Genomic DNA, 19,871 nt, shown 5'->3' with positions numbered 1-19,871 from the left:
TGTAAAAATTGCGGTTAAGTTGAACACTGCTTATTTTTTTCCTTGTTTCAAACGATCTCCACGATAACGAATAACTCTTGCAGGGTTTCCTCCTACAATTGCTTTAGGAGGAACATCCTTTGTAACAACAGCGCCGGCGCCTATAACAGCCTGATCGCCTATTTTTACGCCCGGCAGAACGATTGCCCGAGTGCCTATCCATACATCATTCCCAATAACTACAGGGCGAACTGGCATCTTCCCCTGTTGATTTATAGGGATATCCAATCGTTCAAAAGCGTGGTGATTGGTCATAATAACTACGTCTGGCCCCATTACGACATCATTACCAATTGTTACATATTGATCTATTCTTGCATTATGCCCGATTTGAGCCCTATCACCAATTTGTAATCCTTTTCCGCTACCAATATAGGCTCCTTGTTTTATAATTATATTTTTTCCGCATTTGTCAGCAATGAACTTCATTAACACTCTACGCAACCAATAACCAAATTTGTACCCCGGCATTGGCTGGGTAGGGAAACGAATAGCTATCATATAGTAGATGATCAAAGCAAAAATCTTTGAACTCGTTTTGAGAAGAATTCTAACGTTTTCCTTCATGGCCAACCTTTTTAATAAAATAGCGGAAAGAGCCAAACGTCGCCAAAGCATAACCAACCAATAATGCAAATACAGCTCCCTTCACATTCAAAATCTGCATAAGAGGAATCGCCAATGCGCTGGTAACCAATGTGGAGATAGTCCATATCTTTGTAACATCCGCGACATTGCCAGATGCTTTGAGAACTGATACAAATGCTCCTGTGACAGCAGAAAAAGAGAGGGCAACTCCCAAAAGAACGATGAGCACCCAGTGCTCATCGTATTTCCCACCATAAAGCAAATGCAATATCGGCCTGGAAAACACGCTGACAATGAGGCTGTAAAGGCCGACTCCGCCTCCAAAGAGCAACGCTACAAAAGTAGCTTCCTTGCGTAATCGCTCCCGGCCGCCTGGCCCTGAGACAGTACGCGAAAACACCGGCAGTACCAGTGAACCGAGCGCCTGGACGGTCTGTTGTACGGGCCGGTAAAGAGTCAAGGTCGCCGCCACCGCGGCACTTGCCTCAAGTCCCAGAAAAATGGGTATGAGCACCATTAAGATCTGCCCGGAAGCCCAGTAGAGGGAAAAAGCCAGAATGTTCCACTTTCCGTATTCCCGGTGGTCCCCAACCACCATAGAAGCCGTCGGGGTTCCCACATACCCCGCCACCTGCGGCTTCAAGATCGTAGCGATGAAAAGCGAGGCAAGTAGCGCCCCCGCTCCCAGAGCCAGAAAACCGTTGAAGGAGGAAATCTCCCGCCACCGCCAGAGCAGAAAGAGACCGCCCAGCACGACAAGAAAGTTCACCCCGCTCCCCACCACCGCCCATATCGGCCTGAGCTGCGCGTAGCACGCCCTGCGGGTGAGCCAGAGGAGGAGCAAGAAGGGAGAAGTAACGGCGAGTCCGAAGAGAGCCTGCGCCATGGGGGTCGAGCCCAGGCGGTGGAAGACCCAAGCAGCGATGCCCAGCCCCAGGGCGATGAGCGCGCTCACACCCCAGTGGCCCCACAGCACCATGCCCAGATACTTGCGGAAGTGCTCCCGGTACTTCCCCGCCCCGAAGATCATCATGGGCTCGGTGAGTACCGCCGTGTGGAATCCGGCCAGGAGGTAGAAGACCGAGAGCGCTACGGCGAAGGCCCCGTACTCCTCAGGGGGAAGCCAGCGCGCCAGCAGGATGTTCACCAGGAAGTTGGCCCCGGAGAAGAGCCCCTGGTCCAGGACGGCCAGGGCACCCTTCCTTCCCCACGAGAGCCATCGAGAGGGTTTCAAGTTTCCCGCTCCCGGTCGGTGCGTTCCGCAACGCGTCGAATGCCGTCTTCTAATTTGATCTGATGCGTCCAACCCAGGCCTCTTAGCTTCGAGACATCCAACAGCTTCCTCGGCGTGCCGTCAGGTTTTGAGGTGTCCCAGATCACCTCGCCCTCGAAGCCGACGATGCCTTTCACCATCTCCGCAAGCTCCCGGATCGTCACGTCCTCGCCCACGCCGACGTTGATGATCTCCTCATCGCTGTAGCGCTGCATCAGAAACAGGCAGGCATCGGCCAAGTCGTCCACGTGCAGAAACTCCCGGCGGGGGCTGCCCGTGCCCCAAAGGCGCACCACCGGCGCTTTGCCGATGCGTCGAAAGCCTGTGGCCGTGCGTTCGAGGCCCAAGGCCTCGAGGATGTCCTCCGGGATCCTGCCGAAGCGCCGCTCGTCTTTCGCGATCGCCTCCAGATCGCCGCGTTCCGCCAGCTTCGCCAGGTGGAATTTCCGGATCATCGCCGGCAGCACGTGCGAGGTCTCGAGATCGAAGTTGTCATCGGGCCCATAGAGGTTCGTCGGCATCAAGCAAATGGCGTCAAAGCCGTACTGCCTGCGATAGGCTTGGCACATCTTGATGCCCGCGATCTTCGCGATCGCATACCACTCATTGGTCTTCTCCAAGGGGCCCGTGAGCAGGTATTCCTCCCGGATCGGCTGCGGGCATTCCCGCGGATAGATGCAGGAGGAGCCAAGGAACAGCAGCTTCTTCACGCCATGCCGCCGGGCCGCGTCGATCACGTTGGTCTGGATCTGCAGATTGTCCCGGATGAAATCGGCAGGATAGGTATTGTTGGCATGGATGCCGCCCACCTTCGCTGCAGCAAGAAACACGTAGTCCGGCCGCTCCTCGGCAAAGAAGCGGTCCACCGCAGCCTGATCGCGCAGATCAAGTTCCTCGGATGTGCGCAGCACCAGGTCGTGAAACCCTTCCGCCCGCAGCTTGCGCACGATCGCAGAGCCCACCAGTCCCCGATGGCCGGCGACATAGATTCGATCCGTCTTATTCATGTTGACTCAGCACCCGGTAGCCGTGGTTCTTCACGAGCAGATGCTTCTCCGCCTCCTTGAGATCCTCGCGCATCATCTCGGCCACCAACGCCTCGAAGCCGACCTTCGGCTCCCAGCCGAGCTTCGCCTTGGCCTTGCTGGGATCGCCGAGCAGGGATTCCACCTCGGCGGGCCGGAAATAGCGCGGATCGACCTCGACGATGCAGCGCCCATGCTGATCGTACCCCTTCTCATCGATACCGCTGCCGCGCCATTCGATCTCGATGCCCACCTCGCGGGCCGCGGCCTCGACGAACTCCCGCACCGAATGCTGCTCGCCCGTGGCAATCACGAAATCCTCCGGCTCATCCTGCTGCAGCATCAGCCACTGGGCTTCCACGTAATCGCGGGCATGGCCCCAGTCCCGCTTGGCGTTCAGGTTGCCCAGATACAGACGATCCTGAAGCCCCAGCTTGATGCGCGCCAGCGCCCGCGTGATCTTGCGCGTGACGAAGGTTTCACCCCGGATCGGCGATTCGTGGTTGAACAGGATGCCGTTGCAGGCGAAAAGCCCGTAGGCCTCGCGGTAGTTCACCGTGATCCAGTAGGCGTAGAGCTTGGCCACTGCATAGGGGCTACGCGGGTGAAACGGCGACTCCTCGTTCTGCGGCGGCGGCGTGGAACCGTAAAGCTCCGAGGTCGAGGCCTGATAGAAGCGCGTCTTCTTCTCCAAACCCAGGATCCGGATCGCCTCGAGAATCCTGAGCGTGCCCAGCGCATCGGAATCGGCTGTGTACTCAGGCTCCTCGAAGGAGACCGCCACATGCGATTGCGCCGCGAGGTTGTAGATCTCGTCCGGCTGCACCTGCTGGATGATGCGAATCAGGCTGGAGGAGTCCGTCATGTCCCCGTGATGCAGAAAGAAGCGCACACCCTCCTCATGCGGATCCCGGTAGAGATGATCGATGCGATCGGTGTTGAACAACGACGTGCGCCGCTTGACGCCGTGGACTTCGTAACCCTTGCCGAGGAGGAACTCGGCAAGGTACGCCCCGTCCTGCCCGGTGACTCCCGTGATCAGCGCCTTCTTGGTCATCGCACCCCTCGTTGTTTTCTGCTCGAGATCCGCCTTCACTCCGTCGGCTCGGCAGCCGGCCCCTCCCCCGCCTCCGACGGACGTCGGACCTCCCTCCGCAACGCCTCGATCTCGCGCTCGAGGGCCTCGTATTCGGCCAGCTTGCGCTGCAGGAACCGGCGCGCGGCGCGCGCCTTCTCCTCGATCCCGCGCGGGGTGAGGAGGTAGGCATAGACGCGCTTGTCTGGGTTACGGCGGAAGTTGCCGGCCTTGACGAGGCCCTTGTCGATGAGGGCGCGCAGGCAGTAGTGGGCCTTGCCGAGGCTCACGCCGAGACGGCGCGCGAGCTCGCGCTGGCTGAGCCCGGGATCCTCCTCGAGGAGCTTGAGGATCCGGTAGCGCATCTCGTCCGTGAGCATCCGACACCCGTTCAGGCCGTGAACGAACCGCGCTATTCCGCCCCCGCGGAGCGGTCCTGTCAAGCGCGAGCGGCCTTCGGTCCGGACCCTACCGGCACGCGCCGCGCGAGCCCACGGCGCAGATGCGCCGATCGACCCACACCGCCTTGTCGAGACGGGCCCCGTCCAGGTGGGCCCCGGCCAGGCGCGCGCCGGTGAGGTTGGCGTAGGCGAGGTCGGCGCCCTCGAGGTCGGCGCCGGCGAGATCGGCGCCCGCGAGGTCCGCTCCCACGAGACGCGCCCCGCGCAGGTCGGCGTGGGCGAGGCGGGCGCCGCCCAGGGCGGCGAAGGAGAGGTCCGCGGCGGTCAGGCGCGCCCCTGCGAGATCGGCACGGGCCAGGCGGGCCGAGCGCAGCCGCGCCCGCGCAAGATCCACCGCACCGAGCCGAACGCCGTCGAAGACGCAGTCGCGCCAGTCGACACCGGGGGCGGGCGGTGCGTCGCAGCGGAGCGATGGCTGGGGGCTTCGCACCGGGGCGACGGCATAGAGGGCGACGATGACGCCGGCGAGGAGCACCGCCACGGCGAGCCCGAGCCGCTGCAGCCGGCCGCCGGCCACCACCTGCGGGCGCAGCGCCCGCGCGCGGCGCAGCGCCTCGGGCTCTTCGGCGCGGCGCTCGCCGCGCCGCCGCCCGCCCCTTCCCGGCCCGCGGCGCCGCTCGACGCCGCGCCGCTCGTCCTCGCGCCGAAGCGCGAGCAGGTAGCGCTCGCGTCCCTCGGGGGTGTCCCTGAGCCGCAGCTCCTCCGGCACCAGCTCCGGGTGCTCGCCGAGCCGCGACCACGCCACGCGGTCGAGGCTCACCTCGTCCTCCGGGCGCAGCCTGCCGAGGAGGACGAAGCGGCGCACGAGCCCGGTGGGAAAGGGACCGCGCACCGCGCCGCCGCGGCGGGTGTACCAGAGGGCGTGCGGGGGCCGTTCCATGGCGCCAGTATGCCGGAGGCCGCCCGGGGGCACGAGCGTTGCGGCCGCTATACTGGCGGACGGTACCGAGGGCGAGCCAATGCGGGTCGATCTTCTGCCGACGATACCGGGGCGTGCGCTGCCCCAGGCCCCGCGGGCCTGGCAGGCAGGACAGGTGCTCCTCGCCCGCGTCGAGGGCCGCGAGGGGGAGCTGACGCTGCTGCGCATCGGCGGGGCGCTCTACCGCGCCGAGGGCGCGCCGCCGCTCCCCGCCGGCCAGGAGCTCGCCCTCGAGGTGGCCGAGCCCGGGCCGCCGCCGGTGCTGCGGCTCCTCCGGGGGGCCGACGACGGGGTCCTGACGGCGGCGCTTGCGCGGGCGGCGCTGCCGCGGCAGCTTCCCCTCGCCGAGGCCCTCGGGCGCCTGCTGCGGCTCCTCTCCGGGGAGCGGCTCGCCCCGCCGGCGCGGGAGGCGGCGGCGGCCCTGCGGGCGCATCTTGCGGCGCCGCGCGACCCCGAGGGGCTGCGGCGCGCGGTGCTTGCGGCCGGGCCGTTCCTGGAGGCGCGCCTCGCCCGCGCCGCGGCCGAGGGACGCCCGCCGCCGCAGGACGATCTCAAGGCGGCGCTGCTCCGCCTCGCCGCCCACCTCCCCGAGGGCGGGGCGGCCGAGGCGCTGGAGGGGGCGCTTGCGCGGATCGAGACGGCGCAGCTCGGCGCCCTGCCCCGCGCGGGGGAGCCTGTGGTGCTCGCGGTGGAGCTCCCGCTCCCGCAGGGGGAGGGGCTTGCGCCGCTGACGCTGCGCTTCGAGCGCGAGGCGCGCCCGGGCATGGCGGCCGGGGAGGGATGGTCGGTGACGGTAGGGATCGAGCTTCCCGAGCTCGGCCCGGTCTGGGCCCGCATCCGCCTGCGCGGGGACGATGCGGCGGTGACCCTGTGGGCCGAGCGCGAGGCCACCCGGCGTCGCCTGGCCGACACCGAGGCGCTGCTTCGGGCGCAGCTCGAGGCCGCGGGGCTCGCCGCGGGGGGGATCCACGTGCGCGCCGAGCCGGCGCCGCCGCTGCCGCAGGCCCGGCCGCCGGGGCCGGTGGTGGACGAGGAGGCCTGATGCCGGGGCGGACGCCGCCGCGGCGCGCCGTGGCCCTGCGCTGGGACGGCAGCGGGGCGCCGCGGGTCACGGCCAAGGGGCGCGACGCGCTCGCCGAGCGCATCGTGGCGCTCGCCCGCGAGGCGGGGGTGCCGCTGCGCCACGACCCCGCCCTGGTGCGGATCCTCGCCGGGGTGCCGCTGGGGGAGGAGATCCCCGAGGCCCTCTACCGCGCGGTGGCGGCGGTGCTCGCCTACGCCTATCTGGTGGCGGGGCGCGAGCCGCCCGTCTCGCCGCGCCGGCGCGGATCGGGGACAATGGGCCCATGAACAGCCGCTACCGGGTCACCCGCACGGTGCACTTCTGCTACGGCCACCGCCTCCTGGGCCACCCCGGCCGCTGCCGCCATCTGCACGGGCACAGCGCCCGCGCCGAGATCACGCTCGCCGCCGACGGCCTCGACGCCCTCGGCATGGTCGCCGACTTCGGCGAGATCCAGCGCGCCGCGGACGCCTTCATCGACGCCGAGCTCGACCACAACCTGCTTTTGCAGGCGGGCGACCCCGTGCTGCCGACGCTGCAGGAGGCGGGCGAGCGGGTGTTCGTGATGGAGGCCCCGCCCACGGCCGAGAACATCGCACGGCTCATCTGCGAGCGGCTGCGCGGCGCGGGCCTGCCGGTGGTGGAGGTGGCGGTGTGGGAGGGCGAGGCCTCCTGCGCCCGCTACCGCCCCGCCTGACCGGCCTCCCCGCCCCGCGAGGCGAACCGCAGCAGGGCCTCGAGCTCCATCGGGGCGGCGAGGGCGAAGCCCTGGGCGCGGTCGAAGCCGAGGCGGCGGGCGAGGGCCACCAGCGCCTCGTCCTCCGCCTGCTCGGCGATCACGGTCAGGCCGAGGCCGTGGGCGAGGTCCACCAGGGCCTCCACCACCCGCGCCGCCGCCGGTGTCGCCGCCGCCTCCCGCAGGAGCGAGCCGTCCACCTTCACCGCCTCGAGCGGCATGCTGCGCAGCCGCGTCAGCGAGGCGTTGCCGGTGCCGAAGTCGTCGAGGATGACGCCGATGCCGTGGGCCTGCAGCCAGCCGAGGCGCGCGGCCGCCCCCCGCGGGCCCTCCTCGCCCGCCGCCTCGCGCACCTCCACCGCGAGGCGCCAGGCCGGCGCGCAGCGCCCCGCCGCCTCCACCACCTCGTGCAGGAGGGCGCCGTCGCGGAGCAGCCGGGCGGCGAGGTTGACCCCCACCGGCAGCGGCGCAAGCCCCGCCTCGCCCCAGCGCGCGGCGTCGCGGACAAGCCGCGCGAGGACCCAGCGCGTGAGCGGCCCCAGCAGCCCCGCCTCCTCGGCGACGGCGAGGAAGGCCTCGGGGGCGAGCAGGCCGCGCTCCGGGTGGTGCCAGCGCAGCAGGGCCTCGAGGCCGGCGAGGCCCTCCCCGGCGAGGTCCCACACCGGCTGGTAGACCAGCGCGAGCTCCTCGCGCGCAAGCGCGGCGCGCAGGGCCTGCTCCACCGCCGCGCGCTCGGCCGCCTCGGCGTCCATCTCCGGGGTGAAGAAGCCGTAGGCGTTGCGCCCGGCCTCCTTGGCCCGGTACATGGCGGCGTCGGCGTGGCGCAGGAGGGTCTCGGCGTCCTCCCCGTCCTCCGGGAAGATGGCGATGCCGACGCTGCCCGAGATCTGCACCTCCTGGCCCTCGAGGACGTAGGGGCGCTCGAGCTCGGCGAGGATCGCCCGCGCCACCCGCTCGGCGTCGGCCGCGCGCCGGATCTCGGCCAGCACGACGGTGAACTCGTCCCCCGCAAGGCGCGCCACGGTGTCGCTCTCGCGCACGCAGCGGGCGAGCCTGCGCGCCGCCTCCTGCAGCAGCGCATCGCCCGCGGCGTGCCCGAGGGTGTCGTTGACCCACTTGAAGCGGTCGAGGTCCACGAACAGCACCGCCAGCCGCCCGCCGATGCGCCGCGCGGTGGAGACCGCGCGCGCGAGGCGGTCGAAGAAGAGGGTCCGGTTGGGCAGCCCCGTCAGCGCGTCGTAGTTGGCCTGGCGCCAGATGCGGGCCTCGTCCTCCTTGCGCCGGGTGATGTCGGCGAAGACGGCGACGTACTCGGTGGTCCGGCCGGCGGCGTCGCGCACCGCGGCGATGGACAGCCACTCGGGGAACACCTCCCCGTTCCTGCGCCGGTTCCAGATCTCGCCCTCCCAGCGCCCCTCTCGTTCCAGCGCCTCCCACATGGCCCGGTAGAAGTCCTCGGCGTGGCGGCCGGACTTGAGGATCGCCGGGGTCTGGCCCACCGCCTCCTCGGCGCTGTAGCCGGTGATGCGGGTGAAGGCGGGGTTGACGGCGCGGATGCGTCCCTCGGCGTCGGTGACCATGATCGCCTCGCCGCTCGCCTCGAAGACCGCCGCCCCCACGCGCAGGGCCTCCTCCCGCCGCGCCCGCACGAGTTCGCCCGCGGCGCGCGGGGCGAAGATCCGCAGCGCCCAGCTCACCTCCTCCGGATCGCGCGGGCGGCCCGCGTGAAGCACCACCAGCATCCCCATGGGCGAGCCGTCGGCGTCCAGCAGCGGCTCGCCGGCGTAGGTGCCGACCCCGAGCCGCCGCAGCAGGATCGCGCCCGGGAAGCGCTCCGTCACGTCCTCGATCAGCACCGGGCGGCGGGCCGCGAGGGCCTGCTCGCAGGGCGCACCCCGCAGGGGATAGGCGAAGAGGGGGCCGTCGCCCTCCGACCCGGCCACGGCCACAGCGCGGATGCGGGCCTCGCCGCCCCCCTCCTCCAGCTCGCCGACGTAGACCCAATCGGCCTCCAAGACCTCGCGCAGGTAGCGCACGAGGCAGCGATGCCAGGCCCTCCCGGAGGCGCCGGAGAAACCCACGGCCGCGGTCTCGAGCATCCGCTCCAGGCGGCGCTCGCGCGTGACCTCCACCGCCACGCCGATGAGGCCCCTGAGGCGCCCCTCGTGGTCGCGCCAGGGGGCCTTGTGCACCACGAGCTCACGCCCCCGGCCCCCGGGCCCCGGCAGCCGCAGCGGCATCGCCCGCGCCTCGCCGGCCGCAAGCAGCGCCTCCTCGGTCGCCTCGCACTCGGCCGCCTGCTGGGGCAGGAGCTCGGCGATGCGCCGCCCCGCAAGCCCGCCGGGACCCACCCCGAAGAGGCGCTCGGCGGCCGCGTTGCCGCCCAGTAAGCGCCCGTCCAGGCCCTTGTGGAAGACCGGCAGCGGCACCGCCTCCAGCAGCGCCCGCTGGAACAGGAGCTGCTCCTCCACCGCCGCGGTGGCCTGCCCCACCCGCCAGCGCAGCCGCAGCGGCCAGGCCACCAGCAGCCCGGCGGCCGCCCCCAGGGCCGCCGCGAGCAGCGCCGCCACCAGCCAGAACCGCGCCCGCTCCTGCCGCGCCGCCGGCCAGCCCCCGGCGGGCGCCGCCGCAAGCTGCCAGCTCCCGTGCGGCAGCGCGATCTCGAACCGCACCGCGTCCCGCCGGAAGAGCTCCGGCGGCCCGTAAAAGACCTCCCCGCGCGCGCCGAGGCCGTCGCGCCCGCGCAGGGCCACCATCAGCCCCGCGGGCGGCGGCACCAGCCCCCCGGCCCGCAGCACCGGCTCCAGGTCCAGGAGGACGATGGCGAAGCCCCAGAAGCGCTCCCCGCCGGCGGCGGCGGGCAGGTACACAGGCAGGCGGGCGATGATGCCGACCCCGCCCTGGCGCAGCTGCACCGGCCCCGCGACCACCATCGAGTGCTCGCGGATGGCCCGCTCGGCCGCCTCGCGCCGCGCCGGGTCGGCCAGCAGATCATGGCCGAGGGCGGCCTCGTTGCCGGCCAGGGGGTAGACGTGGCGCACCACCGCGCCCGGGGCGAGCTGCAGACTGCGCACGTCGGGATAGATCCGGTGCAGCGCGGCGGCGTAGAGGCGGAAGGCCTCGGGGGTCAAGCCGGGCTCGGCGCGGACGAAGGCGGCGAGCCCGGTGGCGAGGTGCAGGCGCTCGTTCACCGCCTGCTCGAGGCGGACCCTGAGGTGCGAGGCCGTCTCCCACACCGCGACCCGCGCCCGCGCGCGGGCCTGCTCCGCCTCGATGCGCTCGAGCCGCCAGGCCGCGGCGAGGACGAGCGCCGCCGCCGCCAGCGCCGCAGCGCCCCCGGCGATCCAGGCGCGCCATCCCGCGCGTGCCCCGTCCACGGTCCCGCCGGCCCTCTCTTGCCCTCCTGTGTGCATTCTGCCCGCCGCTGGAGGGGAACGGCAAGGAACTGATCATTCCTGATAGATTCGACTGGAAATTCCGGTGGATCACCGCGGCCGGCGGGCGCCCGCGGCAGCGGGGTCAGCCTTCGCCGAGGCTGCGGCCGAGTCCGGTGTCCAGCTCGGGTGTCGCGCTGATGCGGTGGATGGCGAGATCGGCCCCGGCGAACTCCTCTTCCTCGCCAAGGCGGATGCCCACGGCGGCCTTGAGCAGCCCGTAGACCACGAAGCCGCCGGCAAAGCCGATCGCGACCCCGGCCGCGGTACCCGCCGCCTGCGCCGCCAGGCTCACCCCGCCGAGGCCGCCCAGGGCCTCGGCCCCGAAGAGCCCGGCGGCGATGCCGCCCCAGGCGCCGCAGAGCCCGTGCAGCGGCCACACGCCGAGGACGTCGTCGATGCGCCACCGGTTCTGCGCCAGGGTGAAGGTCCAGACGAAGAGCCCGCCGGCCACCGCACCGGTCACGAAGGCCCCGGCCGGGTGCATGAGATCGGAGCCCGCGCACACCGCCACCAGCCCGGCCAGCGGGCCGTTGTAGAGGAAGCCCGGATCGTTGCGGCCGGCCAGCAGCGCGGCCAGCGTCCCCCCGACCATGGCCATGAGGCTGTTGAGGGCCACGAGCCCCGAGACCGCCTCCAGGCGCTGGGCCGACATCACGTTGAAGCCGAACCAGCCCACGATCAGCACCCAGGCGCCGAGGGCGAGGAAGGGGATGCTCGACGGAGGGTGGGCGGCGACGCGCCCGTCGCGGCCGTAGCGGCCGCGGCGCGCCCCCAGGTGCAGGACCGCGGCGAGCCCGATCCAGCCGCCCACCGCGTGCACCACCACGGAGCCTGCGAAGTCGTGGAACGGAGCCCCGAAGGTGGCCTCCAGCCAGGCCTGCAGGCCGAGGTTGCCGTTCCAGACCACACCCTCGAAGAACGGATAGACCAGGGCCACGAGGAGGAAGGTGGCGGCAAGCTGGGGGTAGAAGCGGGCGCGCTCGGCGATGCCGCCGGAGACGATGGCCGGGATCGCCGCGGCGAAGGTGAAGAGGAAGAAGAAGCGCACCAGCTCGTAGCCGTGGTCCGCGCTCAGGGCCGCCGCGCCGCGCCAGAAGCCGACACCGTAGGCGATACCGTAGCCGACGAGGAAATAGGCCACCGCCGAGACGCAGAGGTCGGCCAGGATCTTCGTCAGGGCATTGACCTGGTTCTTGGCGCGCACCGTCCCGAGCTCGAGGAAGGCGAACCCGGCGTGCATGGCGAGCACCATGACGGCACCGATGAGGATGAACAGCACGTCCCCCGCGACGGGCCCCTTGGGCATGGCACGATCCCCCTGTCTCCGGAAACCGAACGGAGACCGCAATTGCAAACATCGGGCCAGCTCGGGCGGTGCCGGCGGTCCCCGATCCCAAGGGCCTGGGCACCGCCCATGGGCACCGCGACGGTGCAGACGGGGCCGGCGTGCACCGGGATGGTGCAGCCGCGTCTCAGGCCGCGAACCAGAGATCGCGTCCCTCGCGCCGCCCGAGCCCGGGGAGTGCGGCGCGGATGGTCTCGCGCGCCCCCGCCGCGCCCACCGCCACCACCACCGGGAGGTTCGCGCGGGCCAGCGCCGAGACCGGGCGGATCGGGCGCCCGCGACGGGTGCGCCCGATCTTGCGCGGGTCGATGTCGACGAAGGCGGCCACCGCGACCCCCTCGGCGGCGAGGGCGTCGGCGAGCCGCGCCCCCGTGGGGCCCGCACCCCAGATCACGCAGCGCCCGGCGGCGAGCACGGTGCGCGCGAGGAAGTGCGCCCGTGCCGCGCGGAAGGCGGCGGGGCTGCAGCGCGGATCGCACCGCGACAACCGCCCGGGGCGATCGCGCCAGGCGAGCAGCACCCCCTCGGGCTTGCCCATGGGTACGCCGGCCGCCCACGCCCGCAGCCACAGGTCGTAGTCCTCGGGCCAGGGGACCTCGCGGTAGCCGCCGAGACGCTCGAGCACCGCGCGCCGGATCACCGCGGTGGGATGGGGGATCGGGCTCTCGACGAAGATCTCGCGCGCGATGGCGGCGGGGCTGCGCAGGCCGTTGAGCCAGTCCCGGTAGCGGCGGAAGCCCCCGCCGGGGGGGCCGGCGTCGGTGACGATCTCCACCTGCGCGCCGCAGATGCCCGCCTCCGGGCAGGCCTCGAGCCAGGCGAGCTGGCGCGCGAGCCGCTCGGGATGGGCGAGGTCGTCGGCGTCCATGCGCGCCACCAGCGGCGCCCGCGCAAGGGCGATCCCGGTGTTGAGCGCGGCGACGATGCCGCGCCCCGCCGCCGGCACCACGCGCAGGCGGGCGTCGCGCGGCAGGCGCCCGGGCGCGCCGTCGCGGCTGCCGTCGTCCACCACGATGAGCTCGAGCTCGCCCAGGGTCTGGGCGAGGATGCTCTCCACCGCGGCGGCCAGGGCCGCCCCGCCGTCGCGCACCGGCATCACCACCGAGACTCTCGGCCGCATGGGCGCCCGTTGTACCATGTCCGCCACCGGCGGCGGGCCCGGCACCGCCGAGGGACGTCTCCATGAGCGCGACCATCCTCATCGTCGAGGACGAGCGGGCCATCCGCGAGATGCTGGAGGGTGCCCTGCGGCGGGCGGGGTTCGCGGTGCGCACGGCCCCCGACGCGGTGCAGGCGCGCCGCCTCATCGGGCGCGAGCCGCCCGATCTCGTGCTGCTGGACTGGATGCTGCCCGGGATCAGCGGGCTCGAGCTTCTGCGCCGCCTGCGCCGGGAGGAGGCGACGCGGGAGCTGCCGGTGATCCTGGTCACCGCGCGCGGGGCCGAGGAGGACAAGCTGCGGGCGCTGGAGGAGGCCGGCGCCGACGACTACGTCACCAAGCCCTTCTCGCCGCGGGAGCTCATCGCGCGCATCCACGCCGTGCTGCGCCGCAGCGGGCGCGACGCGCGGGAGACGGTGCGCCTCGGCCCCATCGAGGTGGACCGCGCCGCCCACGCCGCCCGCGTGGGGGGGTGCGAGCTCGCCCTCAGCCCCACCGAGTTCCGCCTCCTCGCCTTCCTCGCCGCCCATCCCGGGCGGGTCTTCTCCCGCGCCGAGCTCCTCGACCGCGTCTGGGGGCGGGAGGCCGCGGTGGAGGAGCGCACGGTGGACGTGGGCGTGCGCCGCCTGCGCAAGGCGCTCGCCCCCTTCGGCCTCGACGGGCTGGTGCAGACCGTGCGCGGCGCGGGCTACCGCTGCGCGGCGAGGGTCTGAGGGGCATGGCGGGCCCGCTCCTGCGCGAGCTGCTGTGGGTGGCGGCAGGCCTCGCCCTCCTCGCCGCCGCGGCGGCGCCGCTGGAGCGCGCCGGCGCCGCCGTGGGCACGGGGCTTCTGCTCTATCTCGGCTGGCACCTGGTCCAGATCGCCCGCCTCCTCGCCTGGCTCGCCGACGGGCGCAAGGCCGAGCCGCCGGAGGCCCCCGGCCTGTGGGGCGAGGTCTTCGACGGCCTGCACCGCCTCCAGGGCCGCAACCGCAAGCGCAAGAAGAAGCTTGCCAAGATCATCCGCCGCTTCCAGGAATCGACCCGCGCCATCCCCGACGCCACCGTGGTGGTCTCCCCCGGGGGCGAGATCGAGTGGTTCAACGACGCCGCCGGCCGCCTCCTGGGGCTCAAGAGCCGCGATCTCGGGGCCCACGTCAACGCCCTGCTGCGCCACCCGGACCTGGTGGCCTACCTGCAGCGGGGCGCCTTCGACGAGCCGGTGGAGATCCCCGCCCCCGCCGACCCCGCGCGCACGCTGAGCGTCGTCGCCATCCCCATCGCCAAGCGCCGCCGCCTCCTCATGGCCCGCGACGTGACCCGCCTCAAGCGGCTCGAGCGGATCCGGCGCGACTTCGTGGCCAACGTCTCCCACGAGCTGCGCACGCCCCTCACCGTCATGACCGGCCACGTGGAGGCGCTGTCCGAGGCCCCCGACGGCGACACCCTGGGCGCCTGGCGGGCCGAGATCCAGGCCGTGGCCGAGCAGACCACGCGCATGCGCCACCTGGTCGAGGACCTGCTGGAGCTGTCGCGCCTCGAGGGCGACCGCCGCCCCCCGCCCGAGCGGCCGGTGGCGGTGGCGGCGCTGGCGGCGGAGCTCGCCCGCGAGGCGCGCCTGCTCTCGGGGCCGCGCCGGCACCGGATCGAGGTGGAGGCGGACGAGGGGCTCGTCCTCCTCGGCGCCGAGGGCGAGCTGCGAAGCGCCTTCGCCAACCTCGTCCACAACGCCGTGCAGTACACCCCGGACGGCGGGCGCATCACCATCCGCTGGGGGGCCGAGGGCGACGGCGCCGTCTTCGTGGTCACCGACACCGGCATCGGCATCCCCGCCCCCCACATCCCGCGCCTGACCGAGCGCTTCTACCGCGTGGATGTCGCCCGCTCGCGCGAGAGCGGCGGCACCGGCCTGGGGCTTGCCATCGTCCGCCACGTCCTCGCCCGCCACGGCGCGAGGCTCGAGATCGAGAGCGCCGTGGGCCGGGGCTCCACCTTCCGCTGCCGCTTCGACGCCGCGCGCGTGCGCCGCCGCGCCGAGGCGGAGGCCGCAGGCTGAACCGGGGCTGTCACGAAACCGTCACACCCGCCTGCTAGGGTGGGCGCCGGTTCCCACGAGAAGAGGAGCAGGAGCGACATGACCGCACCGAGCCATCGTGCCCTCGGGGCGCTCGCGGCCCTCGCCCTGGCCGCGGCCGCGCTGCCGGGCCCCGCCGCGGCCGCCGAACTGATCCGCATCGACGGCTCCTCCACCGTCTACCCCATCACCGAGGCGGTGGCGGAGGAGTTCCAGATCGCCCACCGGGGCCGGATCCGGGTCACGGTGGGGATCTCGGGCACCGGGGGCGGGTTCAAGAAGTTCTGCCGCGGCGAGATCGACATCGCCGACGCCTCCCGCCCCATCCGCCCCAAGGAGCGCAAGGCCTGCGCCGAAAACGGCGTGCGCTTCATCGAGCTGCCCGTGGCCTTCGACGCCCTCACCGTGGTGGTCAACCCGCGCAACGACTGGGTCGACCACCTGACCGTGGAGGAGCTGCGCCGGATCTGGGAGCCCGCGGCCCAGGGCAGGATCCTGCGCTGGAGCCAGGTGCGGCCCGGCTGGCCCGACGTGCCGCTGCGCCTCTACGGCCCCGGCTCGGACTCCGGCACCTTCGACTACTTCACCGAGGCGGTGGTGGGCGAGGCCGGGGCGAGCCGCGGCGACTACACCCCCAGCGAGGACGACAACGTCCTCGTCCAGGGGGTCGCGGGCGACCGCGGGGCGCTGGGCTACTTCGGGCTCGCCTACTACGAGGAGAACCGCGGCAGGCTGCGGGCGGTGCCCATCCGGCACGGCGACCGCCCGCCCGTGGCCCCGTCGCTGGAGACCGCCCGCAACGGCACCTACCAGCCGCTGTCGCGCCCGATGTTCATCTACGTCAACGCCGAGGCGGCGCGGCGCCCCGAGGTGCGGCAGTTCGTGGAGATGTACCTGGACAAGGCGGTGGCGCCGCAGCTCGTCCGGGACGTGGGATACGTGCCCCTGCCCGAGCAGGCCTACGACCTCGCCCTCGAGCACTTCCGCCGCGGCGTCACCGGCACCGTCTTCGAGGAAGGTTCCCACGTGGGGATCCGCATCGAGGAGCTGCTGCGACGGGAGCGCAGGGACTGACCGCCCGGGCCCCTCCCCCGCCCTCCCCGCGCTGCGGGGAGGGCGGGGGAGGGGCTGTCATCGTCCTGTCACATTCGGCGCCTAGGCTTGCGCCCGCCGTAGCCGTCGCACCGGGAGCCTGTCCGCCATGAACGTGAGCACCGAGGAGGCCGCCCTCTCGGCCGCCGAGCTGCGCCGGCGCGAGGCCGTCCACCTGCGCCGGGCGAAGGCCGCCGACGCCGTCATGCGCGCGGTCCTCTTCGCCGCCGCGGCCTTCTCGATCCTCGTCACCCTCGGCATCGTCTACGTCCTGGTGAAGGAGTCGGTGGCCTTCTTCCGCCACGTGCCGCTCTCGGACTTCTTCACCGACACCCAGTGGACCCCGCTCTTCGCCGACGCCCACTACGGGATCCTGCCGCTGCTCGCGGGCACGCTGGTCACCTCGGCGGTGGCCCTCGTGGTGGCGATCCCGGGCGGCACCATCAGCGCCATCTACCTCAGCGAGTTCGCCGGCGCGCGCGTGCGCGAGGCGGTCAAGCCCGTGCTGGAGCTGCTCGCGGGGGTGCCCACCGTGGTCTTCGGCTACTTCGCCCTGCTCTTCCTCACCCCGCTGCTGCAGCGGATCCACCCGAACCTGCCCACCTTCAACATGCTCTCGGCGGGCCTCGTGATGGGGATCATGATCATCCCGTACGTGGCCTCCATCAGCGAGGACGCCATGCGCGCCGTGCCCAAGGCCATGCGCGAGGGCTCCTACGCCATGGGGGCGACGCGGCTGCAGACGGCGCTGCGGGTGGTGGTGCCGGGGGCCTTCTCGGGCATCGCCGGCGCCTACATCCTCGGCATGTCCCGCGCCGTGGGCGAGACCATGGTGGTGGCGGTGGCCGCCGGACAGCAGCCGAACTTCACCTTCAACCCCCTCGAGGGGGCGGCCACCATCACCGCCTACATCGTCCAGGTGAGCCTCGGGGACGTGCCCCACGGCAGCATCGGCTACCAGACCATCTTCGCCGCGGGGCTGACACTGTTCCTCGTCACCCTCGCCTTCAACATCCTCGGCTACATGCTGCGGGCAAGGATCCGGGAGGTCTACTGATGTCCGTCGCCGCCGACCCCCGCGCCATCGAGCGCATCGCGCGCGCCAACGAGCGGCGCGACGCCGCCTTCGCGGTGCTGGGTCTGCTCGTGCTCTTCGTCGCGCTGCTGGTGCTGACGGCGCTGTTCGTCGATCTGCTCATCGACGGCTGGCCGCGCCTGAACTGGGAGTTCCTCACCGGCTACCCCTCGCGCTTCGCCCACCGCGCGGGCATCCTCCCCGCCATCGTGGGCACCTTCGCGGTGATGCTGGTCACGGCCGCGGCAGCGGTCCCGGTGGGGGTCCTCTCTGGTGTCTATCTCGAGGAGTACGCTCCCCGCAACTGGCTCACCACCGTGATCGAGATCAACATCAACAACCTCGCCGGAGTCCCTTCCATCATCTACGGCCTGCTCGCCCTCGGCCTGCTGGTGCACCAGTTCCGCCTCGGCGAGAGCATCCTCGCCGCCGGCATCACCCTCGCCCTGCTGATCCTGCCCATGATCATCGTCGCCACCCGCGAGGCGCTGCGCGCCATCCCGTCGGCGGTGCGCGAGGCCGTCTATGCCCTCGGCGCCACCAAGTGGCAGGTGATGTGGCACCACATCCTGCCCTACTCCACCGGCGGCATCCTCACGGGGGTGATCATGGGCCTGGCGCGGGCCATCGGCGAGACCGCCCCGGTGATCACCATCGGCGCGCTGACCTTCATCGCCTTCCTGCCCGATCCGCCCTTCAAGGCCGAGTTCCCCTTCGTCTCCTTCGAGTGGCTGACCGCCCCCTTCACGGTGATGCCGATCCAGATGTTCAACTGGGTCTCGCGCCCCCAGGCCGCCTTCGCGGTCAACGCCGCCGCCGCCGGCGTCGTCCTCATCGTCATGACCCTGGCCATGAACGCGGCCGCCATCGTCATCCGCAACCGCTTCCGCCGGCGCGTGCGCTGGTGAGCCCGAGGAGCCGCCCCATGGAGCAGCCGACCACCATGCCCGCCCTCGACCTCTCGGGTCGCGCCCCTGCGCAGGCCCAGGACGATGCGCCGCCCAAGGTCGAGGTCCGCGACCTCAACTTCCACTACGGCGAGTTCCACGCCCTGCGCGGCGTCTCCATGGTCATCCGCGAGCGCCGGGTCACGGCCCTGATCGGGGCCTCGGGCTGCGGCAAGAGCACCTTCCTGCGCTGCTTCAACCGCATGCACGACCTCGTCGAGGGCGCCCGCTACGAGGGCGAGATCCGCCTCTTCCCCGACGACATCAACATCATCGACCGCCGCGTCGACCCCATCACGGTGCGCATGCGCATCGGCATGGTGTTCCAGAAGCCGAACCCGTTCCCCAAGTCCATCTACGAGAACGTCGCCTACGGGCTGCGCATCCGCGGCATCTCGCGCCGGCGCGTCCTGGACGAGCGGGTGGAGCGGGCGCTGCGCCAGGCGGCGCTGTGGGACGAGGTCAAGGACCGGCTGCACCGCTCCGCCTTCGACCTCTCCGGCGGCCAGCAGCAGCGGCTCTGCATCGCCCGGGCGCTGGCGACGGAGCCGGAGATGCTGCTCCTCGACGAGCCCACCTCGGCCCTCGACCCCATCGCCACCGCCAGCATCGAGGAGCTGGTGACGGAGCTGCGCGAGCGGCTCACCATCCTCATCGTCACCCACAACATGCAGCAGGCCGCCCGCGTCTCCGACTACACGGCCTTCATGCACCTCGGCGAGCTGGTGGAGTTCGGCCCCACCGAGGAGATCTTCACGCGGCCGCGCGAGAAGCGCACCGAGGACTACATCACCGGCCGCTTCGGCTGAGGCGGAGGAAGCCGTCATGAGGAAGCCCGAGATCGGACACCACATCTCCCACCGCTTCGACGAGGAGCTCGAGGACGTGCGCAACCGCGTCCTCGCCATGGGCGGGCTGGTGGAGGAGCAGCTGCGCGACGCCCTGCGGGCGCTGGCCGAGGGCGACGGCGCCCTCGGCGAGCACGTCATCGCCAACGACGCCAAGGTCAACGCCCTCGAGGTGGCCATCGACGACGAGTGCAGCAAGATCATCGCCCTGCGCCAGCCGGCGGCCTCCGACCTGCGCTTCATCGTGGCCATCATCAAGACCATCACCGACCTCGAGCGCATCGGCGACGAGGCCGAGAAGATCGGCCGCATGGCGGTCCGTCTCGCCGAGGTCTCCGACCCGGCGCGCTACTACGGCGAGGTGGAAACCCTGGGCGAGCGGGTGCAGCAGGTCCTGCACGGGGCGCTGGACGCCTTCGCCCGCACCGACACCCGGGCCGCCTACGAGGTGGCGGCCGCCGACGAGCGCGTCGACAAGGAGTACGAGGCGGTCCTGCGCCAGCTCATCACCTACATGATGGAGGACCCGCGCACGATCAAGCGCGTCCTCGACGTCATCTGGTGCGCGCGGGCGCTGGAGCGCATCGGCGACCACGCGAAGAACATCTGCGAGTACGTGATCTACCTCGTGGAGGGCAAGGACATCCGCCACACCCACCCCGCCCCCCTGGAGCACCGCGAGTAGCGGCGCCGACGCGCGAAGGCCCGGCGCAGGGCCGGGCCTTCGCGGGGCACC

18 protein-coding genes and 1 pseudogene are annotated in these 19,871 nt (G+C 71.4%); 10 read left to right on the top strand and 9 right to left on the bottom strand.

The window, feature by feature from the left end; translation table 11 throughout:
- Positions 1 to 60: 60 nt before the first annotated feature.
- The 6 genes and pseudogenes from EDC57_RS13100 to EDC57_RS05235 all read right to left on the bottom strand — a co-directional run.
- Positions 61 to 219 (bottom strand): annotated as a pseudogene (locus tag EDC57_RS13100) (DapH/DapD/GlmU-related protein); the annotation flags it as partial.
- A gap of 370 nt (positions 220 to 589) precedes the next feature.
- On the bottom strand, positions 590 to 1,774 hold the full coding sequence (locus EDC57_RS12635) for a lipopolysaccharide biosynthesis protein (protein WP_148051432.1): 1,185 nt from the start codon (positions 1,772 to 1,774) through the stop codon (positions 590 to 592).
- A gap of 83 nt (positions 1,775 to 1,857) precedes the next feature.
- Positions 1,858 to 2,907 carry a GDP-L-fucose synthase family protein gene (locus EDC57_RS05250; protein ID WP_123400779.1) on the bottom strand — a complete coding sequence of 350 codons (1,050 nt, stop codon included), beginning with the start codon at positions 2,905 to 2,907 and terminating at the stop codon, positions 1,858 to 1,860.
- Complete coding sequence (gmd, locus tag EDC57_RS05245; RefSeq protein WP_123400778.1) at positions 2,900 to 3,982, bottom strand: GDP-mannose 4,6-dehydratase; 1,083 nt, start codon at positions 3,980 to 3,982, stop codon at positions 2,900 to 2,902. The genes EDC57_RS05250 and gmd overlap by 8 nt, the downstream gene beginning before the upstream one ends.
- Before the next feature lie 35 nt (positions 3,983 to 4,017).
- Positions 4,018 to 4,380 (bottom strand): MarR family EPS-associated transcriptional regulator, encoded by a 363-nt coding sequence (locus EDC57_RS05240; RefSeq protein ID WP_123400777.1) that lies wholly within the window; start codon positions 4,378 to 4,380, stop codon positions 4,018 to 4,020.
- Between the two features lie 88 nt (positions 4,381 to 4,468).
- Positions 4,469 to 5,341, bottom strand: coding sequence for a pentapeptide repeat-containing protein (locus EDC57_RS05235; RefSeq protein ID WP_123400776.1), 873 nt, complete (start codon positions 5,339 to 5,341; stop codon positions 4,469 to 4,471).
- Between the two features lie 79 nt (positions 5,342 to 5,420).
- Between EDC57_RS05235 and fliK the strand changes: the two genes are divergently transcribed.
- From fliK to EDC57_RS05220, 3 genes are read left to right on the top strand one after another with little or no spacing between them, the layout of a single operon-like run.
- Positions 5,421 to 6,422 carry a flagellar hook-length control protein FliK gene (gene fliK / locus EDC57_RS05230; RefSeq protein ID WP_148051431.1) on the top strand — a complete coding sequence of 334 codons (1,002 nt, stop codon included), beginning with the start codon at positions 5,421 to 5,423 and terminating at the stop codon, positions 6,420 to 6,422.
- On the top strand, positions 6,422 to 6,730 hold the full coding sequence (locus EDC57_RS05225; RefSeq protein WP_123400934.1) for an EscU/YscU/HrcU family type III secretion system export apparatus switch protein: 309 nt from the start codon (positions 6,422 to 6,424) through the stop codon (positions 6,728 to 6,730). The genes fliK and EDC57_RS05225 overlap by 1 nt, the downstream gene beginning before the upstream one ends.
- A complete protein-coding gene (locus EDC57_RS05220) occupies positions 6,727 to 7,140 on the top strand; it encodes a 6-pyruvoyl trahydropterin synthase family protein (protein WP_123400774.1) in 414 nt (137 codons plus the stop codon). The genes EDC57_RS05225 and EDC57_RS05220 overlap by 4 nt, the downstream gene beginning before the upstream one ends.
- Here EDC57_RS05220 and EDC57_RS05215 read toward each other — a convergent pair.
- The 3 genes from EDC57_RS05215 to EDC57_RS05205 all read right to left on the bottom strand — a co-directional run bounded on the left by EDC57_RS05215 (position 7,125) and on the right by EDC57_RS05205 (position 13,081).
- Positions 7,125 to 10,556, bottom strand: a complete 3,432-nt coding sequence (locus tag EDC57_RS05215) for a bifunctional diguanylate cyclase/phosphodiesterase (protein WP_123400773.1) — start codon at positions 10,554 to 10,556, stop codon at positions 7,125 to 7,127. The genes EDC57_RS05220 and EDC57_RS05215 overlap by 16 nt on opposite strands.
- Before the next feature lie 142 nt (positions 10,557 to 10,698).
- Positions 10,699 to 11,922: an ammonium transporter gene (locus EDC57_RS05210; protein ID WP_123400772.1), complete on the bottom strand. Its 1,224-nt coding sequence runs from the start codon at positions 11,920 to 11,922 to the stop codon at positions 10,699 to 10,701.
- A gap of 166 nt (positions 11,923 to 12,088) precedes the next feature.
- On the bottom strand, positions 12,089 to 13,081 hold the full coding sequence (locus EDC57_RS05205) for a glycosyltransferase (RefSeq protein WP_123400771.1): 993 nt from the start codon (positions 13,079 to 13,081) through the stop codon (positions 12,089 to 12,091).
- A 62-nt stretch (positions 13,082 to 13,143) separates the two neighbouring features.
- Here EDC57_RS05205 and phoB point away from each other — a divergent pair, with 62 nt between their 5' ends.
- The 7 genes from phoB (at position 13,144) to phoU (ending at position 19,820) form a co-directional block, all read left to right on the top strand.
- Positions 13,144 to 13,833 carry a phosphate regulon transcriptional regulator PhoB gene (gene phoB, locus EDC57_RS05200; protein WP_123400770.1) on the top strand — a complete coding sequence of 230 codons (690 nt, stop codon included), beginning with the start codon at positions 13,144 to 13,146 and terminating at the stop codon, positions 13,831 to 13,833.
- 5 nt (positions 13,834 to 13,838) lie between these two features.
- Positions 13,839 to 15,155, top strand: a complete 1,317-nt coding sequence (phoR, locus tag EDC57_RS05195) for a phosphate regulon sensor histidine kinase PhoR (protein ID WP_123400769.1) — start codon at positions 13,839 to 13,841, stop codon at positions 15,153 to 15,155.
- A gap of 78 nt (positions 15,156 to 15,233) precedes the next feature.
- Positions 15,234 to 16,247, top strand: coding sequence for a PstS family phosphate ABC transporter substrate-binding protein (locus EDC57_RS05190; RefSeq protein ID WP_123400768.1), 1,014 nt, complete (start codon positions 15,234 to 15,236; stop codon positions 16,245 to 16,247).
- A gap of 127 nt (positions 16,248 to 16,374) precedes the next feature.
- Positions 16,375 to 17,322, top strand: a complete 948-nt coding sequence (gene pstC, locus EDC57_RS05185) for a phosphate ABC transporter permease subunit PstC (RefSeq protein WP_123400767.1) — start codon at positions 16,375 to 16,377, stop codon at positions 17,320 to 17,322.
- Positions 17,322 to 18,248: a phosphate ABC transporter permease PstA gene (pstA, locus tag EDC57_RS05180; protein WP_123400766.1), complete on the top strand. Its 927-nt coding sequence runs from the start codon at positions 17,322 to 17,324 to the stop codon at positions 18,246 to 18,248. The genes pstC and pstA overlap by 1 nt, the downstream gene beginning before the upstream one ends.
- Before the next feature lie 17 nt (positions 18,249 to 18,265).
- Complete coding sequence (gene pstB, locus EDC57_RS05175; RefSeq protein ID WP_281272248.1) at positions 18,266 to 19,096, top strand: phosphate ABC transporter ATP-binding protein PstB; 831 nt, start codon at positions 18,266 to 18,268, stop codon at positions 19,094 to 19,096.
- Between the two features lie 16 nt (positions 19,097 to 19,112).
- The gene (phoU, locus tag EDC57_RS05170) at positions 19,113 to 19,820 is read left to right on the top strand and encodes a phosphate signaling complex protein PhoU (RefSeq protein ID WP_123400765.1); all 708 of its coding nucleotides are present in this window, start codon (positions 19,113 to 19,115) and stop codon (positions 19,818 to 19,820) included.
- Positions 19,821 to 19,871 lie beyond the last annotated feature (51 nt).

It is taken from the genome of Inmirania thermothiophila (assembly GCF_003751635.1).
Taxonomy (GTDB): domain Bacteria; phylum Pseudomonadota; class Gammaproteobacteria; order DSM-100275; family DSM-100275; genus Inmirania; species Inmirania thermothiophila.
Note: the sequence above shows the minus strand (reverse complement) of the source record. Positions and strands in the feature narration are given on the sequence as shown.